The 20,216-nt window shown below is 67.8% G+C and carries 22 protein-coding genes; 4 read left to right on the top strand and 18 right to left on the bottom strand.

What is annotated here, in order from left to right:
• Window positions 1–14: 14 nt before the first annotated feature.
• From ilvD to hpaR, 12 genes are all read right to left on the bottom strand, one after another.
• Window positions 15–1,748: a dihydroxy-acid dehydratase gene (gene ilvD / locus ASC92_RS12650; protein WP_056515582.1), complete on the bottom strand. Its 1,734-nt coding sequence runs from the start codon at window positions 1,746–1,748 to the stop codon at window positions 15–17.
• Window positions 1,749–1,752: 4 nt separating this feature from the next.
• A complete protein-coding gene (locus ASC92_RS12645) occupies window positions 1,753–2,223 on the bottom strand; it encodes a nuclear transport factor 2 family protein (RefSeq protein WP_056515580.1) in 471 nt (156 codons plus the stop codon).
• Between the two features lie 25 nt (window positions 2,224–2,248).
• Window positions 2,249–3,070, bottom strand: coding sequence for a 4-hydroxy-2-oxoheptanedioate aldolase (hpaI, locus tag ASC92_RS12640; RefSeq protein WP_056515577.1), 822 nt, complete (start codon window positions 3,068–3,070; stop codon window positions 2,249–2,251).
• 3 nt (window positions 3,071–3,073) lie between these two features.
• Window positions 3,074–3,877 (bottom strand): 2-oxo-hept-4-ene-1,7-dioate hydratase, encoded by an 804-nt coding sequence (hpaH, locus tag ASC92_RS12635; protein WP_056515574.1) that lies wholly within the window; start codon window positions 3,875–3,877, stop codon window positions 3,074–3,076.
• Window positions 3,878–3,887: 10 nt separating this feature from the next.
• Entirely contained in the window at window positions 3,888–4,295 is a 408-nt protein-coding gene (locus ASC92_RS12630) for a 5-carboxymethyl-2-hydroxymuconate Delta-isomerase (RefSeq protein ID WP_056515570.1), read from the bottom strand.
• Between the two features lie 13 nt (window positions 4,296–4,308).
• Complete coding sequence (locus tag ASC92_RS12625; RefSeq protein ID WP_056515567.1) at window positions 4,309–5,136, bottom strand: extradiol ring-cleavage dioxygenase; 828 nt, start codon at window positions 5,134–5,136, stop codon at window positions 4,309–4,311.
• Window positions 5,133–5,468 carry an aromatic ring-opening dioxygenase LigA gene (locus ASC92_RS12620; protein WP_056515564.1) on the bottom strand — a complete coding sequence of 112 codons (336 nt, stop codon included), beginning with the start codon at window positions 5,466–5,468 and terminating at the stop codon, window positions 5,133–5,135. The genes ASC92_RS12625 and ASC92_RS12620 overlap by 4 nt, the downstream gene beginning before the upstream one ends.
• A 347-nt stretch (window positions 5,469–5,815) precedes the next feature.
• Window positions 5,816–7,279, bottom strand: a complete 1,464-nt coding sequence (hpaE, locus tag ASC92_RS12615) for a 5-carboxymethyl-2-hydroxymuconate semialdehyde dehydrogenase (RefSeq protein WP_056515562.1) — start codon at window positions 7,277–7,279, stop codon at window positions 5,816–5,818.
• Window positions 7,280–7,299: 20 nt separating this feature from the next.
• Window positions 7,300–8,292 carry a Bug family tripartite tricarboxylate transporter substrate binding protein gene (locus ASC92_RS12610; RefSeq protein ID WP_056515559.1) on the bottom strand — a complete coding sequence of 331 codons (993 nt, stop codon included), beginning with the start codon at window positions 8,290–8,292 and terminating at the stop codon, window positions 7,300–7,302.
• 42 nt (window positions 8,293–8,334) lie between these two features.
• Complete coding sequence (locus ASC92_RS12605; RefSeq protein ID WP_056515556.1) at window positions 8,335–9,105, bottom strand: fumarylacetoacetate hydrolase family protein; 771 nt, start codon at window positions 9,103–9,105, stop codon at window positions 8,335–8,337.
• Window positions 9,102–9,737, bottom strand: a complete 636-nt coding sequence (locus ASC92_RS12600; RefSeq protein ID WP_056515555.1) for a fumarylacetoacetate hydrolase family protein — start codon at window positions 9,735–9,737, stop codon at window positions 9,102–9,104. Before ASC92_RS12600 ends, ASC92_RS12605 begins: the two co-directional genes overlap by 4 nt.
• Window positions 9,734–10,168 (bottom strand): homoprotocatechuate degradation operon regulator HpaR, encoded by a 435-nt coding sequence (hpaR, locus tag ASC92_RS12595; RefSeq protein ID WP_056515552.1) that lies wholly within the window; start codon window positions 10,166–10,168, stop codon window positions 9,734–9,736. The genes ASC92_RS12600 and hpaR overlap by 4 nt, the downstream gene beginning before the upstream one ends.
• Before the next feature lie 100 nt (window positions 10,169–10,268).
• Between hpaR and radA the strand changes: the two genes are divergently transcribed.
• The gene (gene radA, locus ASC92_RS12590; RefSeq protein ID WP_056515549.1) at window positions 10,269–11,660 is read left to right on the top strand and encodes a DNA repair protein RadA; all 1,392 of its coding nucleotides are present in this window, start codon (window positions 10,269–10,271) and stop codon (window positions 11,658–11,660) included.
• A gap of 245 nt (window positions 11,661–11,905) precedes the next feature.
• Window positions 11,906–12,334: a hypothetical protein gene (locus tag ASC92_RS12585; RefSeq protein WP_056515545.1), complete on the top strand. Its 429-nt coding sequence runs from the start codon at window positions 11,906–11,908 to the stop codon at window positions 12,332–12,334.
• Window positions 12,335–12,355: 21 nt separating this feature from the next.
• On the opposite strand, the gene ASC92_RS12580 is transcribed toward ASC92_RS12585, so the two are convergent.
• Entirely contained in the window at window positions 12,356–13,360 is a 1,005-nt protein-coding gene (locus ASC92_RS12580) for a recombination-associated protein RdgC (protein ID WP_056515542.1), read from the bottom strand.
• 130 nt (window positions 13,361–13,490) lie between these two features.
• Between ASC92_RS12580 and ASC92_RS12575 the strand changes: the two genes are divergently transcribed.
• Window positions 13,491–14,441, top strand: a complete 951-nt coding sequence (locus tag ASC92_RS12575) for a branched-chain amino acid transaminase (RefSeq protein WP_056515541.1) — start codon at window positions 13,491–13,493, stop codon at window positions 14,439–14,441.
• 8 nt (window positions 14,442–14,449) lie between these two features.
• Window positions 14,450–14,659, top strand: coding sequence for a zinc-finger domain-containing protein (locus ASC92_RS12570; protein WP_007836801.1), 210 nt, complete (start codon window positions 14,450–14,452; stop codon window positions 14,657–14,659).
• Here the strand turns inward: ASC92_RS12570 and ASC92_RS12565 are convergent.
• The 5 genes from ASC92_RS12565 to ASC92_RS12545 form a co-directional block, all read right to left on the bottom strand.
• Window positions 14,656–15,903 carry an O-antigen ligase family protein gene (locus tag ASC92_RS12565; protein ID WP_056515539.1) on the bottom strand — a complete coding sequence of 416 codons (1,248 nt, stop codon included), beginning with the start codon at window positions 15,901–15,903 and terminating at the stop codon, window positions 14,656–14,658. The genes ASC92_RS12570 and ASC92_RS12565 overlap by 4 nt on opposite strands.
• A gap of 142 nt (window positions 15,904–16,045) precedes the next feature.
• Window positions 16,046–17,242, bottom strand: a complete 1,197-nt coding sequence (locus ASC92_RS12560; RefSeq protein WP_056516385.1) for an ATP-binding protein — start codon at window positions 17,240–17,242, stop codon at window positions 16,046–16,048.
• Window positions 17,243–17,265: 23 nt separating this feature from the next.
• Window positions 17,266–17,988: a response regulator transcription factor gene (locus tag ASC92_RS12555; protein WP_056515536.1), complete on the bottom strand. Its 723-nt coding sequence runs from the start codon at window positions 17,986–17,988 to the stop codon at window positions 17,266–17,268.
• 117 nt (window positions 17,989–18,105) lie between these two features.
• The gene (locus ASC92_RS12550; RefSeq protein ID WP_056515532.1) at window positions 18,106–18,963 is read right to left on the bottom strand and encodes a beta-ketoacyl synthase chain length factor; all 858 of its coding nucleotides are present in this window, start codon (window positions 18,961–18,963) and stop codon (window positions 18,106–18,108) included.
• A complete protein-coding gene (locus ASC92_RS12545) occupies window positions 18,960–20,168 on the bottom strand; it encodes a beta-ketoacyl-[acyl-carrier-protein] synthase family protein (protein WP_056515530.1) in 1,209 nt (402 codons plus the stop codon). Before ASC92_RS12545 ends, ASC92_RS12550 begins: the two co-directional genes overlap by 4 nt.
• Window positions 20,169–20,216: the final 48 nt, after the last annotated feature.

The raw sequence follows: 20,216 nt of genomic DNA, 5'->3' as shown, positions 1-20,216 counted from the left end.
GTAGTTGTGAAGGATCAGGACTCGTCGCGCAGCCAGGTGACCGCGCCCGAGTGGGTCACGGCGCCCTGGTGGGCAGGGCGCACGGTGAGCGCGTATTTTTCCAGCAAGCCACCGCGGGCGGCCCCCGCGTTTACCTCACGTCGCGCGAGCCGCGTGGCGATTTCCTCGGCCGTGAGCTCGACCGAAATCGAGCGTGCTTCGGCCCGCGCGTCGATGGCGATCACGTCGCCGTCGCGCAGCGCCGCAATCGGTCCGCCGTCGGCCGCCTCGGGCCCCGCGTAGCCGATGCAAAGGCCGCGCGTCGCACCCGAGAAGCGTCCGTCGGTCAGCAGCGCCACCTTGTCGCCCATGCCCTGGCCGTAGAGCAGGGCGGTGATGCCGAGCATCTCGCGCATGCCGGGGCTGCCCCGGGGGCCTTCGTTGCGGATCACGATCACGTCGCCGGGTTCGTACAGGCGGTTCTGCACGGCGGTCTGCGCTTCTTCCTCCGAGTTGAAGACACGCGCCGGACCGCGAAACACCAGCCCCTGGAGCCCCGCCGTCTTGAGCAGCGCGCCGTCCGGGCAGAGGTTGCCCTTGAGCACGGCGAGGCCGCCGTCGCGCGTGATCGGGTTGCCGGCCTCGCGCACCACGCGGCCATCGGGCGCAAGGGCGCCGGCCAGCTCCTCGGCCATCGTGCGGCCGGTGAAGGTGAGTGCATCGCCGTGCAGGAAGCCCTGCTCCAGCAGCGTGCGCAGGATCACGCCGGCGCCGCCGATGTAGAACACGTCGCGCGCAAGGTACTGGCCGCCGGGGCGCAGGTCGGCGATGAGCGGCGTGCGCGCGAAGACCTCGGCCACGTCGTCGAGGTGGAACTTGATGCCGGCCTCATGCGCGATCGCCGGCAGGTGCAGCGCGGCGTTGGTCGAACCGCCCGTGGCCGACACCACGGCACAGGCGTTTTCCAGCGCCTTGCGCGTGACGATGTCGCGCGGCAGCGGGCTGTCGCCCATCACTGCCTTCATCAGCGTCTTCGCGGCGCGGCGCATCAGCGGTGCGCGTTCGCTGAACACGGCGGGCACCATGCTCGAGCCGATGGGCGCGAGGCCCAGTGCCTCGGACACCATGCCCATCGTGTTGGCCGTGAACTGCCCCGCGCAGGCGCCGGCCGTGGGCAGGCAGGCGCGGCTCATGGCGTCGAGCTCGTCGTGCGTGGCGGTGCGGGCCAGCACCTTGCCGATGGTCTCGTAGGTGTCGACCACGTTGAGGTCGCGGCCATCGGGGCCGGGCATCTGGCCCGGCAGCGCCGAGCCGCCATGCACGAACACGCTCGGCACGTTGCAGCGGACCATGCCCATCATCAGGCCGGGCAGGTTCTTGTCGCACGCACCGATGGCGAAGATGCCGTCCCACTGGTGGCCGCGCGTGGAGGCTTCCACGCTGTCGGCGATCAGCTCGCGCGAGATCAGCGAGAAGCGCATGCCCGAATGCGCCATCGTCAGCCCGTCGCTGATCGACACCACCGGGCATTCGTGCGGCGTGCCGCCACCCGCGTAGATACCGGTCTTGGCGTGCTGCGCCTGCTCGCGCAGGTTGAGGTTGCAGGGGCTCATCTCGCCGCCCGTGTGGAACACGCCGATGTGCGGACGCGCGATGTCCTCGTCGTCCTGTCCCAGCGCGTGCAGGAAGCTGCGCGTGGTCGCACGGATCGTGCCCTCGCGGATGGTGGCGGAGCGAAAGCGCTTGGGCGGGTCGACGGGCGCGGTCATGGGGTCAGAACATCCCGTTGTTGTTCGCGGCCGTCTCGGGCACGGGCTGCACCACGTCCCAGTGCTCGACGATCTTGCCGTTCTCCAGCTTGAAGATGTCGACGATGGCGCTGCCGCGTGTGCCCGGCTCGCGCACCGCGTTGACGTGCAGGATCACGTAGTCGCCGTCGACGAAGCTGCGCTTGATGTCGCTGCGCGACTTCGGAAACTTCTCGCGCAGGAAGGCGATGAACTTGCGAAAGCCCTCGGGGCCGTCGGCCGCCGTGGGGTTGTGCTGCACGTAGCGGCTGCCCACGTACTGCAGCGCTGCGTCGGCGTCCTTCTGGTTCAGGCCTTTTTCGTAGAAGGCGAGCACCGCCTGGCGATTGGCTTCCTGCTGGGCGGTCGCGCCTTGCTTGCCGGCGCCCATGGGCGCGCAGGCGGCGAGGAAGAGGGTGGCTGCTGTGGCGATGGTCGCCAAAGTCATGCGTTGCATCGAGCGTGCTCCGGTGTGAAGAAAATCAGTAGCCGTTGGGCGAGGCGGTGCCGGGCGCGGCCTTGTACCTGGCCAGCAGCTGCTTCGCCGCCGCCGCCAGCACGACGGTGTCCACGCCCACCGCCACGAACAGCGCGCCGGCCGCGAGCCACTTGCGCGCCTGTTCCTCGGTGGTCGACAGGATGCCCGGCGCCTTGCCTGCCTTGCGGATGCGCGCTATCGCGTCGGCAATCACGGCCTGCACCTCGGGGTGGTTCGGCTGGCCCACGAAGCCCATCGAGGCCGACAGGTCGGCCGGGCCGATGAACACGCCGTCCACGCCCGGCGTGGCCGCGATGGCGTCGAGGTTCTTCATCGCCTCCACCGTCTCGGCCTGCACCAGCAGGCAGGTCTGCGCGTTGGCTTCGTGCAGGTAGTCGGGGTAGGCCTGCCAGCGCGAGGCGCGCGCCAGCGCACTGCCCATGCCGCGGATGCCTTCGGGCGGGTAGCGCATGCCCCGCACCAGCCGCGCGGCCTGCTCGGCGGTGTCGACCATCGGCACCAGCAGCGTCTGCGCGCCGATGTCGAGGTACTGCTTGATCAGCGTGGTGTCGCCGACCGGAATGCGCACGACGGGGTGCGAGCGCTCCGACTCGGCCTGCGCCGACCATGCGCTCGAAATGCCCTGCAGCTGCGCGAGCACCGAGCGCACGTCGTTGGGCGCGTGCTCGCCGTCGACCAGCAGCCAGTCGTAGCCGGTGCCGGCCAGGATCTCGGCGGCGTAGCCGTCGGCCAGCCCGACCCACAGGCCGATCTGGGGCTTGCCCGATTGAAGGGCTTGCTTGAAGGTGTTGATGGGGGTTTGCATGGTTTAAGCGAATCGAAAGGAGATGGAACCGAGCGGGCCGTAGTCCGCGTGAAAGGTGTCACCGGGAACTGCGGTGGTGGGCCGCGTGAACGAACCGCCGAGCACCACTTCGCCGGCTTCGAGGCATTCGTCCCACGGCGCCAGCTTGTTCGCAAGCCACGCCACACCGGTCGCCGGGTGGTTGAGCACGGCCGCGGCCACGCCCGATTCCTCGATCACGCCGTTCTTGTAGAGCAGCGCGCTCACCCAGCGCAGGTCGACCGCATCGGGCTTCACCGGCCGGCCGCCCATCACGATGCCGGCATTGGCCGCGTTGTCGGAGATGGTGTCGAACACCTTGCGCGGCGCCTTGGTGTGGCGGTCGAACTGCTCGATGCGCGCATCGATGATCTCGATGGCGGGCACCACGTAGTCGGTGGCGGCCAGCACGTCGAACATGGTCACATTCGGACCCTGCAGCTTCTTGCCTAGGACGAAGGCCAGTTCGACCTCGATGCGCGGCGCGATGAAGCGCTTGAACGGGATGTCGCCGCCCTGCTCGAAGAACATGTCGTCCAGCAGCGTGCCGTAGTCAGGCTCGTCGATCTGGCTGGACTGCTGCATGGCGCGCGAGGTCAGTCCGATCTTGTGGCCCTTCACGATGCGGCCTTCGGCAATCTTGGTCTTCACCCATTCGCGCGAGATGGCGTAGCCGTCCTCGATGGTCATCTCTGGAAAGCGCTTGGAGAAGTGCTCGACCTGCACGCGCGACTTCTCGCTTTCGTGCAGCTCGGCGGCCAGTTGGGCGATGGTGGCTTTGGAGAGCATGTGACTTCGTTCAGTTCTTGTTGAACAGGGGATGCAGGTTGCTGTGCTTGCCGTCGTACACCTGGCCCGGGCTTTCGTCGATCTGCAGCGTGATGCCGATGTGGCGCTGCTCGAAGACCGGCGCGAAATGCGCACGCACGCCGGCCAGCAGATCGTCGCCGGCCTTCTTCTTCACCGCCTCGGAGCGGCCCGCCGCCATGCGGAGGTTGAGGTAGACGAAGGCGTAGTCGGCCTTGCCGTCGGCCACCGCGCAGTGCGCAGCAGGGTAGGCCAGCACGCGGGTGCCGCCGATGGGGAACACCGGCTTGCTGGCTTCGTCGCGCTGCTCCAGCATGGTGTCGGCCAGCGTGCGGCACAGGGCCGACATGTCGGTCTCGGCTTCGATGTTGGGCGTGTAGAGGATCACCAGGTGGGGCATCGTCGTTCTCCGTTCATTCCACCGACATCGTCGCCGCGGTGCATGTCACCGCGAAGATCGGAATAGCTTTCATGTGGAAGATCTCGCCCTTGCCACGCGCGGCCGCGGCCACGCTGATGAAGGTGCGGATCTCGAAGCCGCCCTGGCCCGCTTCGCGGTAGGTGGCCTCGTCGCCATAGTCGTCCAGCGAGAGCATGCCTTCACGGTCGTTGGCGCACCAGCGTTTCATGAATTCGGCGTCCCACGCGGCATTGACCTTGCCCGAGTCGGGCGTGGCCGGCCAGTGCGAGATGCCGCCGGTGCCCACCAGCGCGATGCGCTCGGGCGCCTTGTCGCAGGCGCGGCGCAATGCTTCGCCGAAGGCCCACGCGCGGTGCAGCGGCGTGAGCGGCGGGCCCTGGCAGTTGATGTTCACGGGGATCACTTTGGTGTCGAAGTTCGGCGTGAGGAAGTTCAGCGGCACCATGATGCCGTGGTCGAACTTCCATTCTTCCGCATAGGCCACGTCCGCCGTCTGCATCACCTCGCGAATCAGTCGCTGCGAGAGCGCTGCGTCGCCAGGGATGGTGTGCTTCTCGATGCCCAGCCACTTCGGGTCCTCGATCGGGCCTTCGTAGCTGTCGGCCATGCCGATGGCGTAGGCCGGCATGTTGTTCATGAAGAAGTTCGCGAAGTGCTCGGCCGCGATCACGATCACCGCGTCGGGTCTGGTGGCGCGCATGGCCTCGCCGAGGCGGTGGAACTGCGCATGGAACTCGTCCTTCACGGCCGGATCCGCCAGATGCGCGCGGCCGGTGATGCCGGGGGCGTGGCTGCACACGCCTGCAAAAACCAGACTCATACGCCTGCCACCTTTTCGTCCGTGCCCGTCGTCATCGCGTAGATGCCCGCGCGCACCGGACCGTACTTGCGCACGCCCTCGCGCATGGCTTCGAGGTAATCGGCCCACGGAATGCCGAGCAGGGGCGCGAAGTGCATCAGCAGCTGGCCGTTGCAACCGAGCACGTAGAGCTTGCCGATGTCACCTGAATCGATTGCCTCGCGCTCTTCGCCGTCGAGGTCGTAGTCGGCGAGCAGCACTGCGCGTGTGTCGCCGCCTTCGGTATAGCGGCGCTGCACTTCGGCTTCGCGGTTGAGCGCGAACAGGAATTTTTGCGTTGCGTACAGGCTCATTTCAGTGATCCACGTTGCGTTGTATCGCGGGTTGCCTGAGCGCTGATGTTCGGGATGCGTGCACAGGCCACCGGGTACTCCCCTGCGCGAATGTCCCCCGCTTCGCTCCTCCTTTATTTCGCTGCGGGGAGCACCCGGCGCCCTGTGCACGATGGACGCTGCTGTTGTGCTCACCGATCAACGACTGCTCTGATCGATCACGCTGGCGGGGTGCCTTGCGCAGCGAAATAAAGGAGGAGGCCGCAGGCCGGGGGACATTCGCGGAGCAAGGTACCCCGTCGGCGTGATCGCGCCCCAACAAGCGCACTTCACGCCCAACACGAAGAACCGAAGCGCAAGCTTCCATCCTAGACCCCCCAGTGCGGAATGTGGTGCGAACCCAGCGATACCGCCACGTTCTTCGGCTCGCAGAACACCTCGTAGCTCCAGGTGCCGCCTTCGCGCCCCGTGCCCGAGGCCTTGGTGCCGCCGAAGGGCTGGCGCAGGTCACGCACGTTCTGGCTGTTGACGAAGCACATGCCGGCCTCCACTGCTGCGGCCACCCGGTGGGCGCGGCCGATGTTCTCGGTCCAGACGTAGCTGGAGAGGCCGTACTGGATGTCGTTGGCCAGTTCGATGGCATGCGCCTCGTCCTTGAACGGAATCAGGCAGGCAACCGGGCCGAAGATTTCTTCCTGCGCGATCCTCATGCGGTTGTCGACATCGGCGAACACGGTGGGCATCACGTAGTTGCCGCGCTGAACGCGGTCCGGCAGGTTCGACGGCGTCTCGAGGCCGCCGCACAGCATCGTCGCGCCTTCCTTCGATCCCAGCTCGATGTAGCTGCGCACCTTGGCCAGGTGAGCCTGCGAGATCATCGGGCCGACGATGGTCTTCTCGTCCAGCGGGTCGCCGACCGTGATGCGCTTGGCGCGTTCCGCGAACTTCGCGGAGAAGTCCGCATAGATCGACTGCTGCACCAGGATGCGCGAGCCGGCCGTGCAGCGTTCGCCGTTGTTGCTGAAGATCATGAACACGGCCGCGTCGAGCGCGCGGTCGAGGTCGGCGTCTTCGAAGATCACGAACGGGCTCTTGCCGCCGAGCTCCATGCTGAACTTCTTCAGTCCCGCGCTCTTCACGATGCGGTTGCCGGTGGCGGTGGAGCCGGTGAACGAAATGGCGCGCACGTCGGGATGCGCCACCAGCGGCTCGCCGGCCTCCTTGCCGTAGCCGTGCACGAGGTTCAGCACGCCGGGCGGAATGCCGGCTTCGAGCGCCAGTTCACCGAGGCGCGCAGCCGTCAGCGGCGACAGCTCGCTCATCTTCAGCACCGCCGTGTTGCCGAAGGCCAGGCAGGGCGCGACCTTCCAGGTGGCGGTCATGAAGGGCACGTTCCACGGGCTGATGAGCGCGCAAACGCCCACCGGGTGGAACAGCGTGTAGTTCAGGTGCGTGGGCGTGGGGTAGGTGTGGCCGTCGACGCGCGTGCACATCTCGGCGAAGTAGTAGAAGTTGTCGGCCGCGCGCGGAATCAGCTGCTTGCCGGTCTGGGCGATCACCTGGCCGCAGTCGTCGGTCTCGGTCTGCGCGATCTCGGGCACGTGCTTCGCGATCAGGTCGCCGAGCTTGCGGATCAGCTTGGCGCGCTCGGGCGCGGGCAGGCCGGCCCACTTGGGAAAGGCTTCCTTCGCGGCGGCCACGGCGGCGTTCACTTCGGCCTCGCCGCCCGAGGCGACCTCGGCCAGCACTTCCTGCGTGGCCGGGTTGACCGTTTCGAAGTAGTCCTTGCCCGTGACGGACTTGCCGCCGATGAGATGGTCGATCTGTTGCATGAAGAAGTGTCCGGTCCGGTTCAATCGAGTTTGATGTCGCGCGCCTTGATCAAGGCATGCCATTTCCTGCGCTCGGCGTCGGTGTAGCGCGCCATTTCGGCGGCGTCTGCGGGGCGGGCTTCCCAGCCCGCGTCGTAGAGCTTCTGGCGCACGCCGCCATCGGCCATGGCTTTCTGCAGCTCCGCGCCCAGCTTCGCCTGCACTTCCTTCGGCGTGGCCGCGGGCGCGACGAAGCCCTGCCAGGTGTAGGCCTCGACGTTGGCGAAGCCGAGTTCCTTGGCGGTGGGGATGTTGGGCAGCTGCGGCACGCGCTCGGCCGACATGGCGAGCAGCGGCACCACTTTGCCGGCCTTGACGGCGCTCACGCCGCTGGGCAGGTCGAGCATCATCAGCGCGACCTGGCCGCCCATCAGGTCCTGCAGCGCGGGCGCACCACCCTTGTAGGGCACGTGCAGCATCGACACGCCGGCTTCGCGCTGGAACAACTCGAGCGCCAGGTGGTGCGGGCTGCCGGTGCCCGGCGTGGCGATGCTGTATTTGCCAGGCGAGGCCTTGAGCGCGGCGAGCAGCGCCTTGGCATCGGCGATGCCCGCGTTGGGCGCGGCCGTGAGGATGAGCGGGGAGCGGCCCATCATGCCGATCAACGCGAAGTCTTTCTCGGCGTCGTAGGGCAGCTTCTTGTAGAGCGCGGGGTTGTAGACCAGCACGCCGTTATCGGCCGAGAACACGGTGTAGCCGTCGCCCGGCGCGCGCGCCACGTTCTCCGACGCGATGATCGCGCCCGCGCCGGGCTTGTTGTCGACCAGCACCGGCTGCCCTACCTGCTGCGATACCTGCGCGCCGACCGTGCGCGCGAGAAAGTCGGTGCCGCCGCCCGCCGGGTAGCCCACCACCCAGCGCACGGGCTTGGTGGGGAAGGCCGCAGTCTGCGCGGGCGCGTCGAGCGCGAACATCGAGGCGCTCACGGCCACCAGGGCGGCAGCGAGAGCGAGCGTTTTCTTTCCAGCGTTCATTGCGTTTGTCTCCGCTTGTTGATGTGTGACAGAAAAAGGGGTTCAGCCCGCGTCGATGGTGTTGACCAGCGCGCCGATGCGCTCGATCTCGGTCACGACCACATCGCCCGGCTTGCAATCGACCACGCCGTCGGGCGTGCCCGTGAGGATCAGGTCGCCCGGCGACAGCGTCATGAAGCGGCTGAAGTACGCGATGAGGAAAGGCGCGTCGAAGATCATGTCGCGCGTGTTGCCTTGTTGCGTGACCGTGCCGTTGACGGTGGTGCGCAGCGCGAGCGCCATGGGATCGGGCACATCGGCCGCATCGACGAACCACGGCCCCAGCGGCGTGCAGGTGTCGCGGTTCTTCACGCGCAGGTTGGGGCGATACCAGTTCTCGAGGTAGTCGCGGATCGCGTAATCGTTGGCCACCGTGTAGCCGCCGATGAAGTCATATGCGTCATCGCGCTTCACGTTCTTCGCGGTCTTGCCGACCACTATGGCGAGTTCGCATTCGTAGTGCATGAACTGCACGCCGGCCGGACGGTGCGTGAGCTGGCGGTGGCCGATCAGCGTGCTCTGGCCCTTGACGAACACCAGCGGTTCCTCGGGCGCCTTGAACTCGAGCTCCTTGGCGTGGTCGGCGTAGTTGAGGCCGAGCGCGAGGATGGTGCGCGGCCGTGCCGTGGGCGCGAGCGGCGGCAGCCAGACGAGCTGCTCCTGCGGCACGATGCGGCCGTCGTCCAGGCGCACGGCGGCGTCTTGCTGCCCATTGAACTCATGGCTCGTGCCGGAATGCTCGCGGCCTTCGAAGATGACGCGTGCGTGCTTCATGCGGCCTCCTTCGCCAGCGTGTTGCTCAGGGTCTCGAACCCCGGCGCGGAGATGTCGATGCGCTGGCCCGCGCGGGCCACTGGCCGGCCGGCATCGCAACCGAGCATCAGCACGTCGCCGTGCGCAAGCGTCATGAACTCGCCGACATCGGCAAGCAGCTGCTGCGCGGGGCGCACGAGCTGCGAGAAGTCGATGGATTGCTTCAGCTCGCCGTCGATGCGCACCTCGACGAGGAAGTTCGCGGGGTCGGCCACGTCCTGGGTGTCGCGCAGCACCGGCCCGATGCCGAGAAAGCCATCGACGCACTTGAACTTCACCGGCGGGCGGAAGAAGCTCGCATGCGGGATCGACAGGTCGTTCATCAGCACGAAGCCTTCGACGTCGCCCTCGGCGCCGATCACCATGCCGATGCTCGCGCCGATTTCCACCTCGGGCACGGCCGCCGGCACCGCGATGGCGCTGCCGTGCGGGCTCCAGGTGTTGGCCGTCTTCACGTAGAGCACGGGCGCCTTTGGCGGTGCCTTGTAGGGCGGCTGCGTCATCTGCGTGGCGAGCGCCGCCACTTCGGCGCGGAAGTTCAGCAGGGTGCCGTACACCGTGCCGGTGGGCAGGAAATGGGGGGCGCTGCTCATGAAGGTTGCTCCAGTGCGATGAGTTCGTCGAGCAGTCCGTAGAGCTGCGCGAGCTTGGCCTTGCCGAGCGACTTTTCCATCCAGTCGTAGTGCGCCTCGATGCTGCTGCCCAGCCGCTTCACCAGCTTCATGCCGTGCGGCGTGGCCTCGACCACGGTGCGGCGCTGGTCGGCCGGGTCGCGCGCGCGGGTGATGAGGTTGTCGCGCTCCATGCGCGCAAGCACGCCGGTGAGGCTGGGGCCGAGGATGAAGGCCTCGCGCGCCACGCGGCCGGTGTCGACCGCGCCGTGCTCGCCCAGCACGCGCAGCACGCGCCATTGCTGGTCGGACAGCGCATGCTCGCGCAGGCTGGGCCGCGTGTGGGCCATCACCGCTTCGCGGGCCTGCAGCAGCAGGCGCGGCAAATTGCGGTGCGTGAATGTGGTGCTCAAGAGGCGTCTCTTTCTGAAATTACTTAACATGTTAAATGATTTGCCAGAACTTTCCTAGATGGCATTCATCAGGGTTTGTGCGGACACCTAAACTTGCCGCATGGCCAAGGAAAAAACACTTTTCGTCTGCAGTGAATGCGGCGGCACCAGCCCCAAATGGCTCGGCAAATGCCCGAGCTGCGGCGCCTGGAACACACTGATCGAGCAGGTCGCGGGCGCGGGCAGCGGCCCGGCCAACAACCGGTTCGGCACGCAGTTCGCGTCGCTCGCGGGCGCGTCGGAACTCGCCACGCTGTCGGAAATAGAAGCGACCGACGTCGCGCGCACGCCCACAGGCCTCGACGAACTCGACCGCGTGCTGGGCGGCGGCATCGTCTCGGGCGGCGTCACGCTGATCGGCGGCGACCCCGGCATCGGCAAGTCGACGCTGCTGCTGCAGGCGGTCGATGCGCTGCAGCGCGCGGGGCAGAACGCACTGTATGTCACCGGTGAGGAAAGCGGGGCTCAGGTGGCGCTGCGCTCCAAGCGGCTCGGGCTCGATCACTCGCAGGTGCAGGTGCTGGCCGAGATCCAGCTCGAGAAGATCATCGCCACGCTCGACGCCACGCGTCCGGCCATCGCGGTGATCGATTCGATCCAGACCGTTTATTCGGACCAGCTCACGTCAGCCCCCGGTTCCGTCGCGCAGGTGCGCGAATGCGCGGCACATCTCACGCGTTTCGCCAAGACCAGCGGCACTGCCGTGGTGCTGGTGGGCCACGTCACCAAGGAAGGCGCGCTGGCCGGACCGCGCGTGCTCGAGCACATGGTCGACACGGTGCTGTATTTCGAGGGCGACACGCACTCGAGCTTTCGCCTTGTGCGCGCCATCAAGAACCGCTTCGGCGCGGTCAACGAGATCGGCGTGTTCGCCATGACCGAGCGCGGCCTCAAGGGCGTGACGAATCCGAGCGCCATCTTCCTGAGCCAGCATGCCGAGCCGGTGCCCGGCAGCGTGGTGCTGGTGACGCTCGAAGGCACGCGGCCGATGCTGGTGGAAATCCAGGCGCTGGTCGACAACGGCGGGCCGAGCCCGCGGCGCCTGTCGGTGGGCCTGGACCGCGACCGCCTCGCGATGCTGTTGGCCGTGCTGCACCGCCATGCGGGCGTGGCCTGCATGGACCAGGACGTGTTCGTCAACGCGGTGGGCGGCGTGCGCATCAGCGAGCCGGCGGCCGACCTGGCCGTGATGCTGGCCATCACCTCCAGCCTGCGCGGCAAGCCGCTGCCCAAGGGCTTCATCGCGTTCGGTGAGGTGGGCCTGGCCGGCGAGGTGAGGCCGGCGCCGCGTGGGCAGGAGCGCCTGCGCGAGGCTGCCAAGCTGGGTTTCAGCGTGGCCGTGGTGCCCAAGGCCAACGCACCGCGCAAGGGTTCGAAAGAGATCGAAGGCCTGACCATCCACGCCGTCGACCGCATCGAAGAGGCGATGGACGTGGTCCGCCGCCTGGATTGATTCCTTGAAAAAATGCCCGGCGCACCACTGGCGCGCCGGGCTCACCCTCCCTGTCCCCCGATGTGTGCCGTGTCGTGGCAACTCAGGTTGCCGCGCGGCTGCTCCGCGAGCCTTCAACTGGGCTGCCTCTCCCTGAAGCCGCGGTGGAATGTGCCGTGTGGCGCTCGCATGCGATGCGCTTTTGGGGGTGAGTACCGCCCGGCGCGCCCGGCGGTAGCCGCGGTCGCTACTGCGGGGCGGCGACAATGCAAGCCATGAATTTCAAGAAACTGCTGGTGCCCCTGGGCATCGTCGTCCTTCTGGGACTGGCCTGGCGCAGCGGCGGATGGGGCGGTGTCGCCCTGGCCGGCGGCGCGATCGTGATGTTCCTGCTGTTGCACTTCAACCGCGCGATGCAGGTGCTCAAGCGAGCCGCCGAGCGGCCGGTGGGCTATGTGGCAAGTGCCGTGATGCTCAATGCCAAGCTCAAGCCCGGGGTCACGCTGATGCACGTGATCGCGATGACGCGCGCCCTCGGCGAGCTGCGCTCGCCCAAGGACGAGCAGCCCGAGCACTACCGCTGGACCGACGGCGGCGGCTCGTACGTCGACGCCGTGTTCAATGGCGGCAAGCTGCAGAGCTGGACGATGACGCGGCCCGAAACCCCGGAAGAAGAAGACCCGCCGGCGGCCTGAGCCACGCCTGTTGAAGACGCGTCAGAACGGCGCGTCTTCTTCCTCGGGCGCGTCGGCCGGGGTCGTCATTGTGGGAGCGGCTGCTGCTGCGGCGGGCTTCGCCGCTTCGTCCGGCACAGCCGCCGAGAACGCCGCTTCGCCGCCGAGCGCATCGAGCAGCGCCGGCACCAACTGGCCCAGCTCGCCCGTGGCAATGGCCACGTCGGCGTCGAAGTTGTCTTCCTTCTTGCCGCCCGCGGCGCCGTCGCCCGTGCCTTCGAGGAAGGTGATCTTGCGGATCAGCAGGCCATGCGTCAGCTCGAAGGACACGCGGTCGTCCCAGGTGAGCGCCAGGCGCGTCGGGCGCTTGCCGTCGGTGATGTGCTTCTGCACTTCCTCGATGTCGAGCGGATGCTTGGCGTAGCGCACCACGGCCTTGGAGTCGTCCGAGGCCTTGAGCTCGCACTCGCGGTCGATGGTGAACCCGGCCGGTGGCTCCTGCGTCAGCAGCCAGTTGGCCATCGCGGCGGCGGGCTCGATCTGCGTGTTGATGAGGGCCACCGCGAAACCATCGAGCGACTTCACGAGGCTGGTGACCACTTCGTCGGCGCGCGATGCGTTGCCGCTGTTGATCACGAGGCGGTTCTCGGCCTTGTCGATCCACACCGTCACGCGGGCGCTGCGGGTGAAGGCCATCGGCAGCAGCTCCAGGGTGATGTCTTCCTTGAGCTCCTTCTTTTCCTTCTTGCCGGGCTTGCGGCCGGTGGTGGCTTCGATCTGCGCGCAGCGTTCGTCGAGCTTGCGGCGCACCACCGAGCCGGGGACCTGCTTGCTCTCGATCATGTATTCGACGAGCCACTGGCCGTCGATGGATTCGACCAGCGGGCCATTGGCTTCGCCGCGGGGCTCGACCCAGCCGGCGGACTTTTCCTGCGAGGGACCGCAAGGCACGAAGCGCTGCTTGCCGAGCCCTTCTTCTGCCTCGGCCAGCGTTTGGGACCAGGCAGGTTCGATGCGATAGACGATGACGTTCTTGAATACGGACACGGAAACCCTTTTTCCACTGGTTTGCACAACCGGGCATTGTCGGGCACCCCGCCAATCCCACCGCCGTAAAATCGAAAGCTTTTGCGACTTCCCACCTCGCTCCCAACACCGCTTCCAAAGGAATCAGGAAATGAGCTCGATCCCCCCCTCGCTGGACGACCGTGACGGCAAGATCTGGATGGACGGCGAACTCGTGGACTGGCGCGACGCCAAGATCCACGTGCTGAGCCACACGCTGCACTACGGCTGCGGCGCCTTCGAGGGCGTGCGCGCCTACAAGACGCCCGAGGGCACGGCCATCTTCCGCCTGGCCGAGCACACCGAGCGGCTGTTCAACAGCGCCAAGATCCTGCGCATGAAGATCCCGTTCACGCAGGAACAACTCAACGAAGCCCAGAAACAGGTAGTGCGCGAGAACAAGCTCGAAAGCTGCTACCTGCGCCCGCTGATCTGGATCGGCTCCGAGAAGCTCGGCGTGAGCCCCAAGGGCAATCGCATCCACGCCATGGTCGCGGCCTGGTCGTGGGGCGCCTACCTCGGTGAAGAAGGCATGAAGCGCGGCATCCGCGTGAAGACTTCGAGCTACACCCGCCACCACGTCAACATCACGATGACGCAGGCCAAGACGGTGAGCAACTACACCAACTCGATCCTCGCCAACATGGAAGCGCTGGACGACGGCTACGACGAGGCGCTGCTGCTCGACGCGAGCGGCTTCGTCTCCGAAGGCGCGGGCGAGAACATCTTCGTGGTCAAGGGCGGCGTGGTCTACACGCCCGACCTGTCGGCCGGCGCGCTCAACGGCATCACGCGCAACACCATCCTGCACGTGTGCAAGGACCTGGGGCTGGAGCTGGTGCAAAAGCGCATCACGCGCGACGAGGTCTACATTGCCGACGAGGCCTTCTTCACCGGCACCGCCGCTGAAGTGACGCCCATCCGCGAACTCGACCGCGTCGAGATCGGCAACCGCGGCGACGGCGGCGCCCGTGGCCCGATCACCGAGAAAATCCAGTCTGCCTTCTTCGACATCGTGAACGGCAAGAATCCCAAGTACGCACACTGGCTCACGAAAGTCTGAGAAAACCCATGTCCACCAATGCAGTCGTCGAACTCCTGGCCAAGGAGCTCAATCATCAAGGCGGCGTGTTCTGCCCCAGCCCCAAGGCCGACATGAAGCTCTGGAACAGCCATCCGAAGGTCTACCTCGACGTGGCGCGCACCGGCGAGGCCAAGTGCCCGTATTGCGGCACGGTGTACCGGTTGAAGGCCGGCGAGACGGTGTCGTCGCGGCACTAAACCGCGGCGGCGTCCTTCATGCGGCGCGACGGCAGCAGGTCGCGCCACGGATCCGGGTCTTGCTTCTCCTGCGCCAGCCGCAGGTAGATCATCGAAACCCACAGCAGCGCCAGGCCGATCTGCGCGTCGCGCAGTGCCGAGTTCACGCTCGACGCAATCAACGCGATCAGCGTGGCGGCCAGCGCATAGCGGCCCGCCATGTCGGGCCGTTTCCACGCCTGCCAGACGGCAGCGACCATGATGGCCAGCAGGCTCAGCAAGGCCGGCAGACCGCCTTGCGCGCCGACCCACAGGAAGTCGTTGTGCGGCATGTTCGAATCGGCGAACAGCACCGGGCCGTGCTTGTGCCATTGGTCGGTCCAGCCTCCGATGCCCCAGCCGGTGAACGGCCGCTCGGCGATCATGCGGCTGGTGTCGCGGTACATGTAGTAGCGGATGACCCAGCTGCCCTTGAAGACCGCGCCGGCCTGCGCCTCTTCGAGTTCCTGCACGCCGGTCTCGACCTTGTGCTGCAGCTGCGGCACCTGATAGAGCGCGGCCCCGAGCACCGCGGCCCCCAGCACCAGCGCGCCCACCAGCATCTTCAGGTGATTGCGCCACTGGTGGATGCACACGACCGGAATCACCAGCAGCAGCGCGAGCACCGAGGTGCGCGAGGTCAGCGGCAGCGCCACCACCAGGCCCAGCCCGAGCATCAGCACGAAGGCCGGGATGGCACGCAGCGGCCTGTGCGCGGCGATCTGCGCAATGCCCCACACGGCCGCCGTGGACGCCACCACGCTGAACAGCAGCGCGTTGCTGATCGACTTGTTGCCGACCTCCATGACCACCGCGCGCAGCGGCGACCAGATAGGGAAGCCGCCGACGGAATAGAACACGATGACGAGCAGCACGTTCAGCGCCGCGACCAGCAGGAAGCCGCGCAGCGCCCATATCGCTTCCTCGCGCGTGAGCGCCATCGCCATCAATATCGTGACGGCGATGCGCAGCCCGTGGAAAAGATTGGACGGGGTCTCGGGATAGTGCGGCCGGAAGGCCAGCACAATGAAGGTCCAGGCCAGGTACGCCACCACTGGCCACCACAGCGGGTTGGCACGCAGCCGAGCGAAGCGCTCGCGCGCGCCGCCGGCCACCAGCAGGGTGAGCAGCAGCAGGATGGCCGAAAGATAGGTGACGCCGACCGGCATGAACACCACCAGCCCCCAGAACATGGCCGCGGGCCGAACGATGTGCGATCTCTGCATAGGGGCAAGATTTTAGGTTGACAGGCTTGGTACCCCCAGGCTTCGCGCACTTCGTGTCGCTTCTCCTTCCCCTCGCCGGGGGCGACGCCAGCGGCCCGGCGAAGCCGGTTCCGCGGCGTCCCGCGAAGAAGACCGGGGGTTTTCAGTGCCCGCGCGCGGCCACCGGCAGGCGGATCACGAAGCTCGCGCCGCCGCCCGGTCGATCTTCGCAGCGCACCGAGCCGCTGTGGCGCTCGGCAATCGACTTGACCAGCGCCAGCCCGAGGCCGACGCCGCCGTTGCGCTCGCTCGCGCCCGGCAGGCGGTAGAAGGGTTCGAAGATGCGTTCGCGCAGGGCCGTGGGTACGCCCGGGCCGCGGTCGTTGACGCGCACGGTGGCGTAGCCGTTGGCGCTGCCCAGCTCCACCGCGATTTCGCCGGCGCCATAGCGGCGGGCGTTTTCCAGCAGGTTGCGGATCGCGCGGCGCAAGAGGCGCGACACGCCCGGCACGGTCAGCGCGGCGTTGTCGGTGCCTGCGGCCAGGTCGAGCTCGGCATTCACCTGCGAGCATTCCTCGGCAGCGAGGCCGGTCAGGTCCACGGCCTCGATGGTGCCCATGTCGGCCTCGCTGGCGTCGAGCCGGCTGGCCAGCAGGATTTCGTCGATCAGCTGGTCGAGCTCGCCGATGTTGCGCGAAATTTCCTCGCGTGCGGCCGGGCTCGGGCGTTCGCCCATCAGCTCCAGGCCCATGCGGATGCGTGTGAGCGGCGAACGCAGCTCGTGCGAGGCGTTGGCCAGCAGCGACTTGTGCGAACGCACCAGCTGCTCGATGCGTTCGGCCGACGCGTTGAATCGTTTGGAGAGATCGGTCACTTCGTCCTGCCCTTCTTCGGTCACGCGCACCGAGAGATCGCCTTCGCCCCATCGCTGCACGCCGCGCTGCAGCGATTCCAGCCGCTGCGTGATGCGCCGCACGATCGGATACACGCCCAGCGCCACCGCCACGCCCACCAGCGCGATCATCCAGCCCAGCCCGAACGGCGTGCGCCATGGCGCGAAGCCGGCCGAGCCCGTGGGCCGTTCGCGCGGCGCCACGCGCAGCGTGATCGCCTTGCCGTCGCTCAGCGTCACGTCGAACTCCAGGCCCTGGCCCGGCACGCGCAGCGCGGTGCCTGCGCCGATGGGCTTGTCCTGCGCGTCGAGCACCACCACGTGGCGCGGCACCGGCGCGAGGCGCTCGCGCTCGGCCTCCGCGGCTTCGCGCACGATCCAGTTGGCCATCAGCGTGAGGATGACGACGCCGCCCACCACCGCGAGCCAGATGCGGACGTAGAGGTGGCGGGAATAGAGGTTCCTCATGGTGCGCTGCGGCGCCAACATTTCTAGTCTTGTTGTTTCGCGAAAACGTAGCCCACGCCGCGCACGGTGAGGATGCGCTTCGGGTTCTTCGCGTCGACCTCGATGGCCGCGCGGATGCGGCCCATGTGCACGTCGATGGAGCGGTCGAAGGCCTCGAGTTCGCGGCCGCGCACGGCTTCCATGATCTGGTCGCGCGTGAGCACGCGGCCCGCGCGTTCGGCCATCGCCACCAGCAGGTCGAACTGGTAGGAGGTGAGGTCGGCCAGCGCGCCGGCCACCGACACGGTGCGCGCGTTGCGGTCGATCTCCAGCGTGCCGAAGCGCATCACGGTGGAGGCTTCGGCCTCGGTGGCGTTCTCGCTGCGGCGGCGCAGCACGGCGCGGATGCGCGCGAGCAGTTCGCGCGGCTCGAAGGGCTTGGGCAGGTAGTCGTCGGCGCCGATCTCCAGGCCGATGATGCGATCCATCGGGTCGCCCTTGGCCGTCAGCATCAGCACCGACACCTTCGACAGCGGAGCGGGCAGCGCGCGGATGCGGCGGCACACTTCGAGCCCGTCGGTGTCGGGCAGCATCAGGTCGAGGATCACGAGGTCGGGCGCGTGCTGCTGCAGCTGCTCGAGTCCCCTCGCGCCGTCGCCGGCATGGGTGAACGCGAAGCCCGACTGCGTCAGGTACTCGCCCACCATTTGCGCCAGGCGGGCGTCGTCTTCGATCATCAGGAGTTGGGGGGTGCTCATGCGCTTCATGGTCGTCCAAAGGGAGCAAGCGGGCTTGAACGCTCCGTAAAGTTGGGTAAACCTCGAACACCCCTGTCAACGGGCGATGCTGCGAAAAGCATAGCGCCGACTCCAGCGGGCGTGGGCTCAGCCGCGCTCGAGCGGCCGTAACTGAAGCCGCAGCGACAGGGATGAGGACAGCGGCAGGTCCACCGGCGTGCCCGTGCCGTTTCCCGAATGCGCCAGGTGCGCCAGCGATTCGAACAGCGCCAGCGCCTGGGCCATGGGGTTGATCTCGGCCAGCGACTTCGCCGCCTCCGAGCTTGGTGGCGTGGCCACGGGCGCCGTGCCGCCCTCGCCGGCCAGCGACCAGTCGAGCGCCGCCACGGTGCGTTCCGTTGGCTCGTGGGCGATCACCAGCGCCACCGCGAGCAGGCCGCGGCTGTCGGTGACCGAAGCCAGGGCGCCCACCGTGGGCGTGTCGCAGCCCACCAGCAGCACCGGCTCCTGGTCGCAGGCGCACTGCACCGCCGCTTCGAGCAGGCCCGAGGCAAAGCTGTGCTCGTAGGCCGAAATCGCGTTGCTGGCCGCCATGCAGCCGGTGCCGATGGTCCAGTAGCCCACGGCTGCGTTGTGCACCGAGTTGTGGAACTTGGTGGGCGACAGCATCTTCGGATCGCTCGCGAGCGTGCCGCACATGTAGTCGTTGATCGACAGGTCGCCGTGCGCCGACGTGAACACGCAGGGCACGTCGGCCGCGTTGCGGCCCGAAGCGGCCATGGCGGCGGCCGCCACTTCGAGCGCCAGCGCCACCGTGTCGGGCGCGCGGCGGCGCTCGGCCGGGGCCAGCACCTGCGGCGACGGGCGCTTGGCGGGCGGGTCGGCCAGCGTGCCTTCGCCGCGGAAGGCGGCGCGCGCGGCGTCCCAGCCGGGGAGGGTGGGCGTCCAGAAGGCGGGGCCTTCGATGTAGAGGGTCGGGGGCTTGGGCGCGTGGTAGGTGCTCATGCCGCCTCCGCCTTGCCGAAAACGAGGGAGCAGTTGTTGCCGCCGAAGCCGAACGAATTGGTCAGCGCATAGCGCACTTCGCCGTGCGCCGGTTCGAGCTTGATCTGCGGGCCGAAGCCTTCGTCCAGCGTGCGGGTGTTGACCGTGCCCGGCATCAGGCCGCGCTCGATGGCCAGCAAACTGATGACGGCCTCGACGATGCCCGCCGCGCCCAGCGTGTGGCCCATGAAGCCCTTGGTCGAGCTGGCGTGCGTGCGCGCCGGGAAGCGGCGCGCCACCAGCGCACCCTCGACCTCGTCGTTCTTCTGGCTCGCGGTGCCGTGCATGTTGATGTAGTCGATCGCCTCGGGCGGCAGGCCGGCGCGAGCCAGTGCTTCGTCGAGCGCGCGCTCGGCGCCCAGGCCCTCGGGGTGCGGCGTCGACATGTGGTGCGCGTCGCTGGCCTCGCCATAGCCCAGCAGGTGCAGCGGCGCGGCATCGGCGCCGGCCTGCACGCGCTCGACCAGCGCGAAGCCCGCGGCCTCGCCCAGGCTGATGCCTTTGCGGGTGGCGTCGAAAGGCCGGCACGGCTCGCTCGACACCAGTTCGAGCGAGTTGAAGCCGAACAGCACGCTGCCGCACAGCGTGTCGGCCCCGCCGACCACGGCTGCGTCGGCCAGGCCCAGTCGGATCAGCCGCTCGGCCGAGGCGAACACCTTGGCGCTCGACGAGCAGGCGGTGGAAATGGTTTCGCTCGGGCCACTGATGCCCAGCAGCTGCTGCGTGAACATGGCCAGCGAATGCGGCGTGTGCACCGCGGCGCGGCGCTGGTTGGGCGGGAACATGCCCTGTTCGTCGAGCTGCGTGTAGGCCAACTCGGTTTCGCCGATGCTGGCGGTCGAGGTGCCCAGGATCAGCGCGATGCGCGATGCGCCGTACTTCTCGCGCGCGGCAGCCACTGCCTCGATGAAGCCGTCGGCCTGCAGGCCCAGCCACGCGAGCCGGTTGTTGCGGCAGTCCCAGTGGGCAAGCGATTCGGGCAGGCGCACTTCTTCGAGTCCATCGACGCGGCCGATCCAGGTGGGCAGCGGCGCATCGCCGAAGTCGTTGGCGCGCAGCCCGCTGCGCGACTGCGCGAGCGCGTCGGCCAGCACTTCCTTGCCGACACCGACGGCGGAAGTCGCCGTGTAGGCGCTGATTTGGAGAGGAGAAATTCGGGACGGCACGATCTTGTAGGGGCTTGCTGGCAGACGGGTGCGCGGAAAGGGGCGCAG

It is taken from the genome of Variovorax sp. Root411 (genome assembly GCF_001425205.1).
Classification (GTDB): Bacteria; Pseudomonadota; Gammaproteobacteria; order Burkholderiales; family Burkholderiaceae_C; genus Variovorax.
The sequence above is the reverse complement of the archived record's forward strand: the minus strand, read 5'-3'. Positions and strand labels throughout refer to the sequence as shown.

Bases quoted from the DNA above. Each gene is read 5' to 3' on its own strand.
- ilvD (WP_056515582.1), bottom strand. From the start codon at position 1,748: ATGACCGCGCCCGTCGACCCGCCCAAGCGCTTTCGCTCCGCCACCATC.
- ASC92_RS12645 (WP_056515580.1), bottom strand. From the start codon at position 2,223: ATGCAACGCATGACTTTGGCGACCATCGCCACAGCAGCCACCCTCTTC.
- hpaI (WP_056515577.1), bottom strand. From the start codon at position 3,070: ATGCAAACCCCCATCAACACCTTCAAGCAAGCCCTTCAATCGGGCAAG.
- hpaH (WP_056515574.1), bottom strand. From the start codon at position 3,877: ATGCTCTCCAAAGCCACCATCGCCCAACTGGCCGCCGAGCTGCACGAA.
- ASC92_RS12630 (WP_056515570.1), bottom strand. From the start codon at position 4,295: ATGCCCCACCTGGTGATCCTCTACACGCCCAACATCGAAGCCGAGACC.
- ASC92_RS12625 (WP_056515567.1), bottom strand. From the start codon at position 5,136: ATGAGTCTGGTTTTTGCAGGCGTGTGCAGCCACGCCCCCGGCATCACC.
- ASC92_RS12620 (WP_056515564.1), bottom strand. From the start codon at position 5,468: ATGAGCCTGTACGCAACGCAAAAATTCCTGTTCGCGCTCAACCGCGAA.
- hpaE (WP_056515562.1), bottom strand. From the start codon at position 7,279: ATGCAACAGATCGACCATCTCATCGGCGGCAAGTCCGTCACGGGCAAG.
- ASC92_RS12610 (WP_056515559.1), bottom strand. From the start codon at position 8,292: ATGAACGCTGGAAAGAAAACGCTCGCTCTCGCTGCCGCCCTGGTGGCC.
- ASC92_RS12605 (WP_056515556.1), bottom strand. From the start codon at position 9,105: ATGAAGCACGCACGCGTCATCTTCGAAGGCCGCGAGCATTCCGGCACG.
- ASC92_RS12600 (WP_056515555.1), bottom strand. From the start codon at position 9,737: ATGAGCAGCGCCCCCCATTTCCTGCCCACCGGCACGGTGTACGGCACC.
- radA (WP_056515549.1), top strand. From the start codon at position 10,269: ATGGCCAAGGAAAAAACACTTTTCGTCTGCAGTGAATGCGGCGGCACC.
- ASC92_RS12585 (WP_056515545.1), top strand. From the start codon at position 11,906: ATGCAAGCCATGAATTTCAAGAAACTGCTGGTGCCCCTGGGCATCGTC.
- ASC92_RS12575 (WP_056515541.1), top strand. From the start codon at position 13,491: ATGAGCTCGATCCCCCCCTCGCTGGACGACCGTGACGGCAAGATCTGG.
- ASC92_RS12570 (WP_007836801.1), top strand. From the start codon at position 14,450: ATGTCCACCAATGCAGTCGTCGAACTCCTGGCCAAGGAGCTCAATCAT.
- ASC92_RS12565 (WP_056515539.1), bottom strand. From the start codon at position 15,903: ATGCAGAGATCGCACATCGTTCGGCCCGCGGCCATGTTCTGGGGGCTG.
- ASC92_RS12560 (WP_056516385.1), bottom strand. From the start codon at position 17,242: ATGAGGAACCTCTATTCCCGCCACCTCTACGTCCGCATCTGGCTCGCG.
- ASC92_RS12555 (WP_056515536.1), bottom strand. From the start codon at position 17,988: ATGAAGCGCATGAGCACCCCCCAACTCCTGATGATCGAAGACGACGCC.
- ASC92_RS12550 (WP_056515532.1), bottom strand. From the start codon at position 18,963: ATGAGCACCTACCACGCGCCCAAGCCCCCGACCCTCTACATCGAAGGC.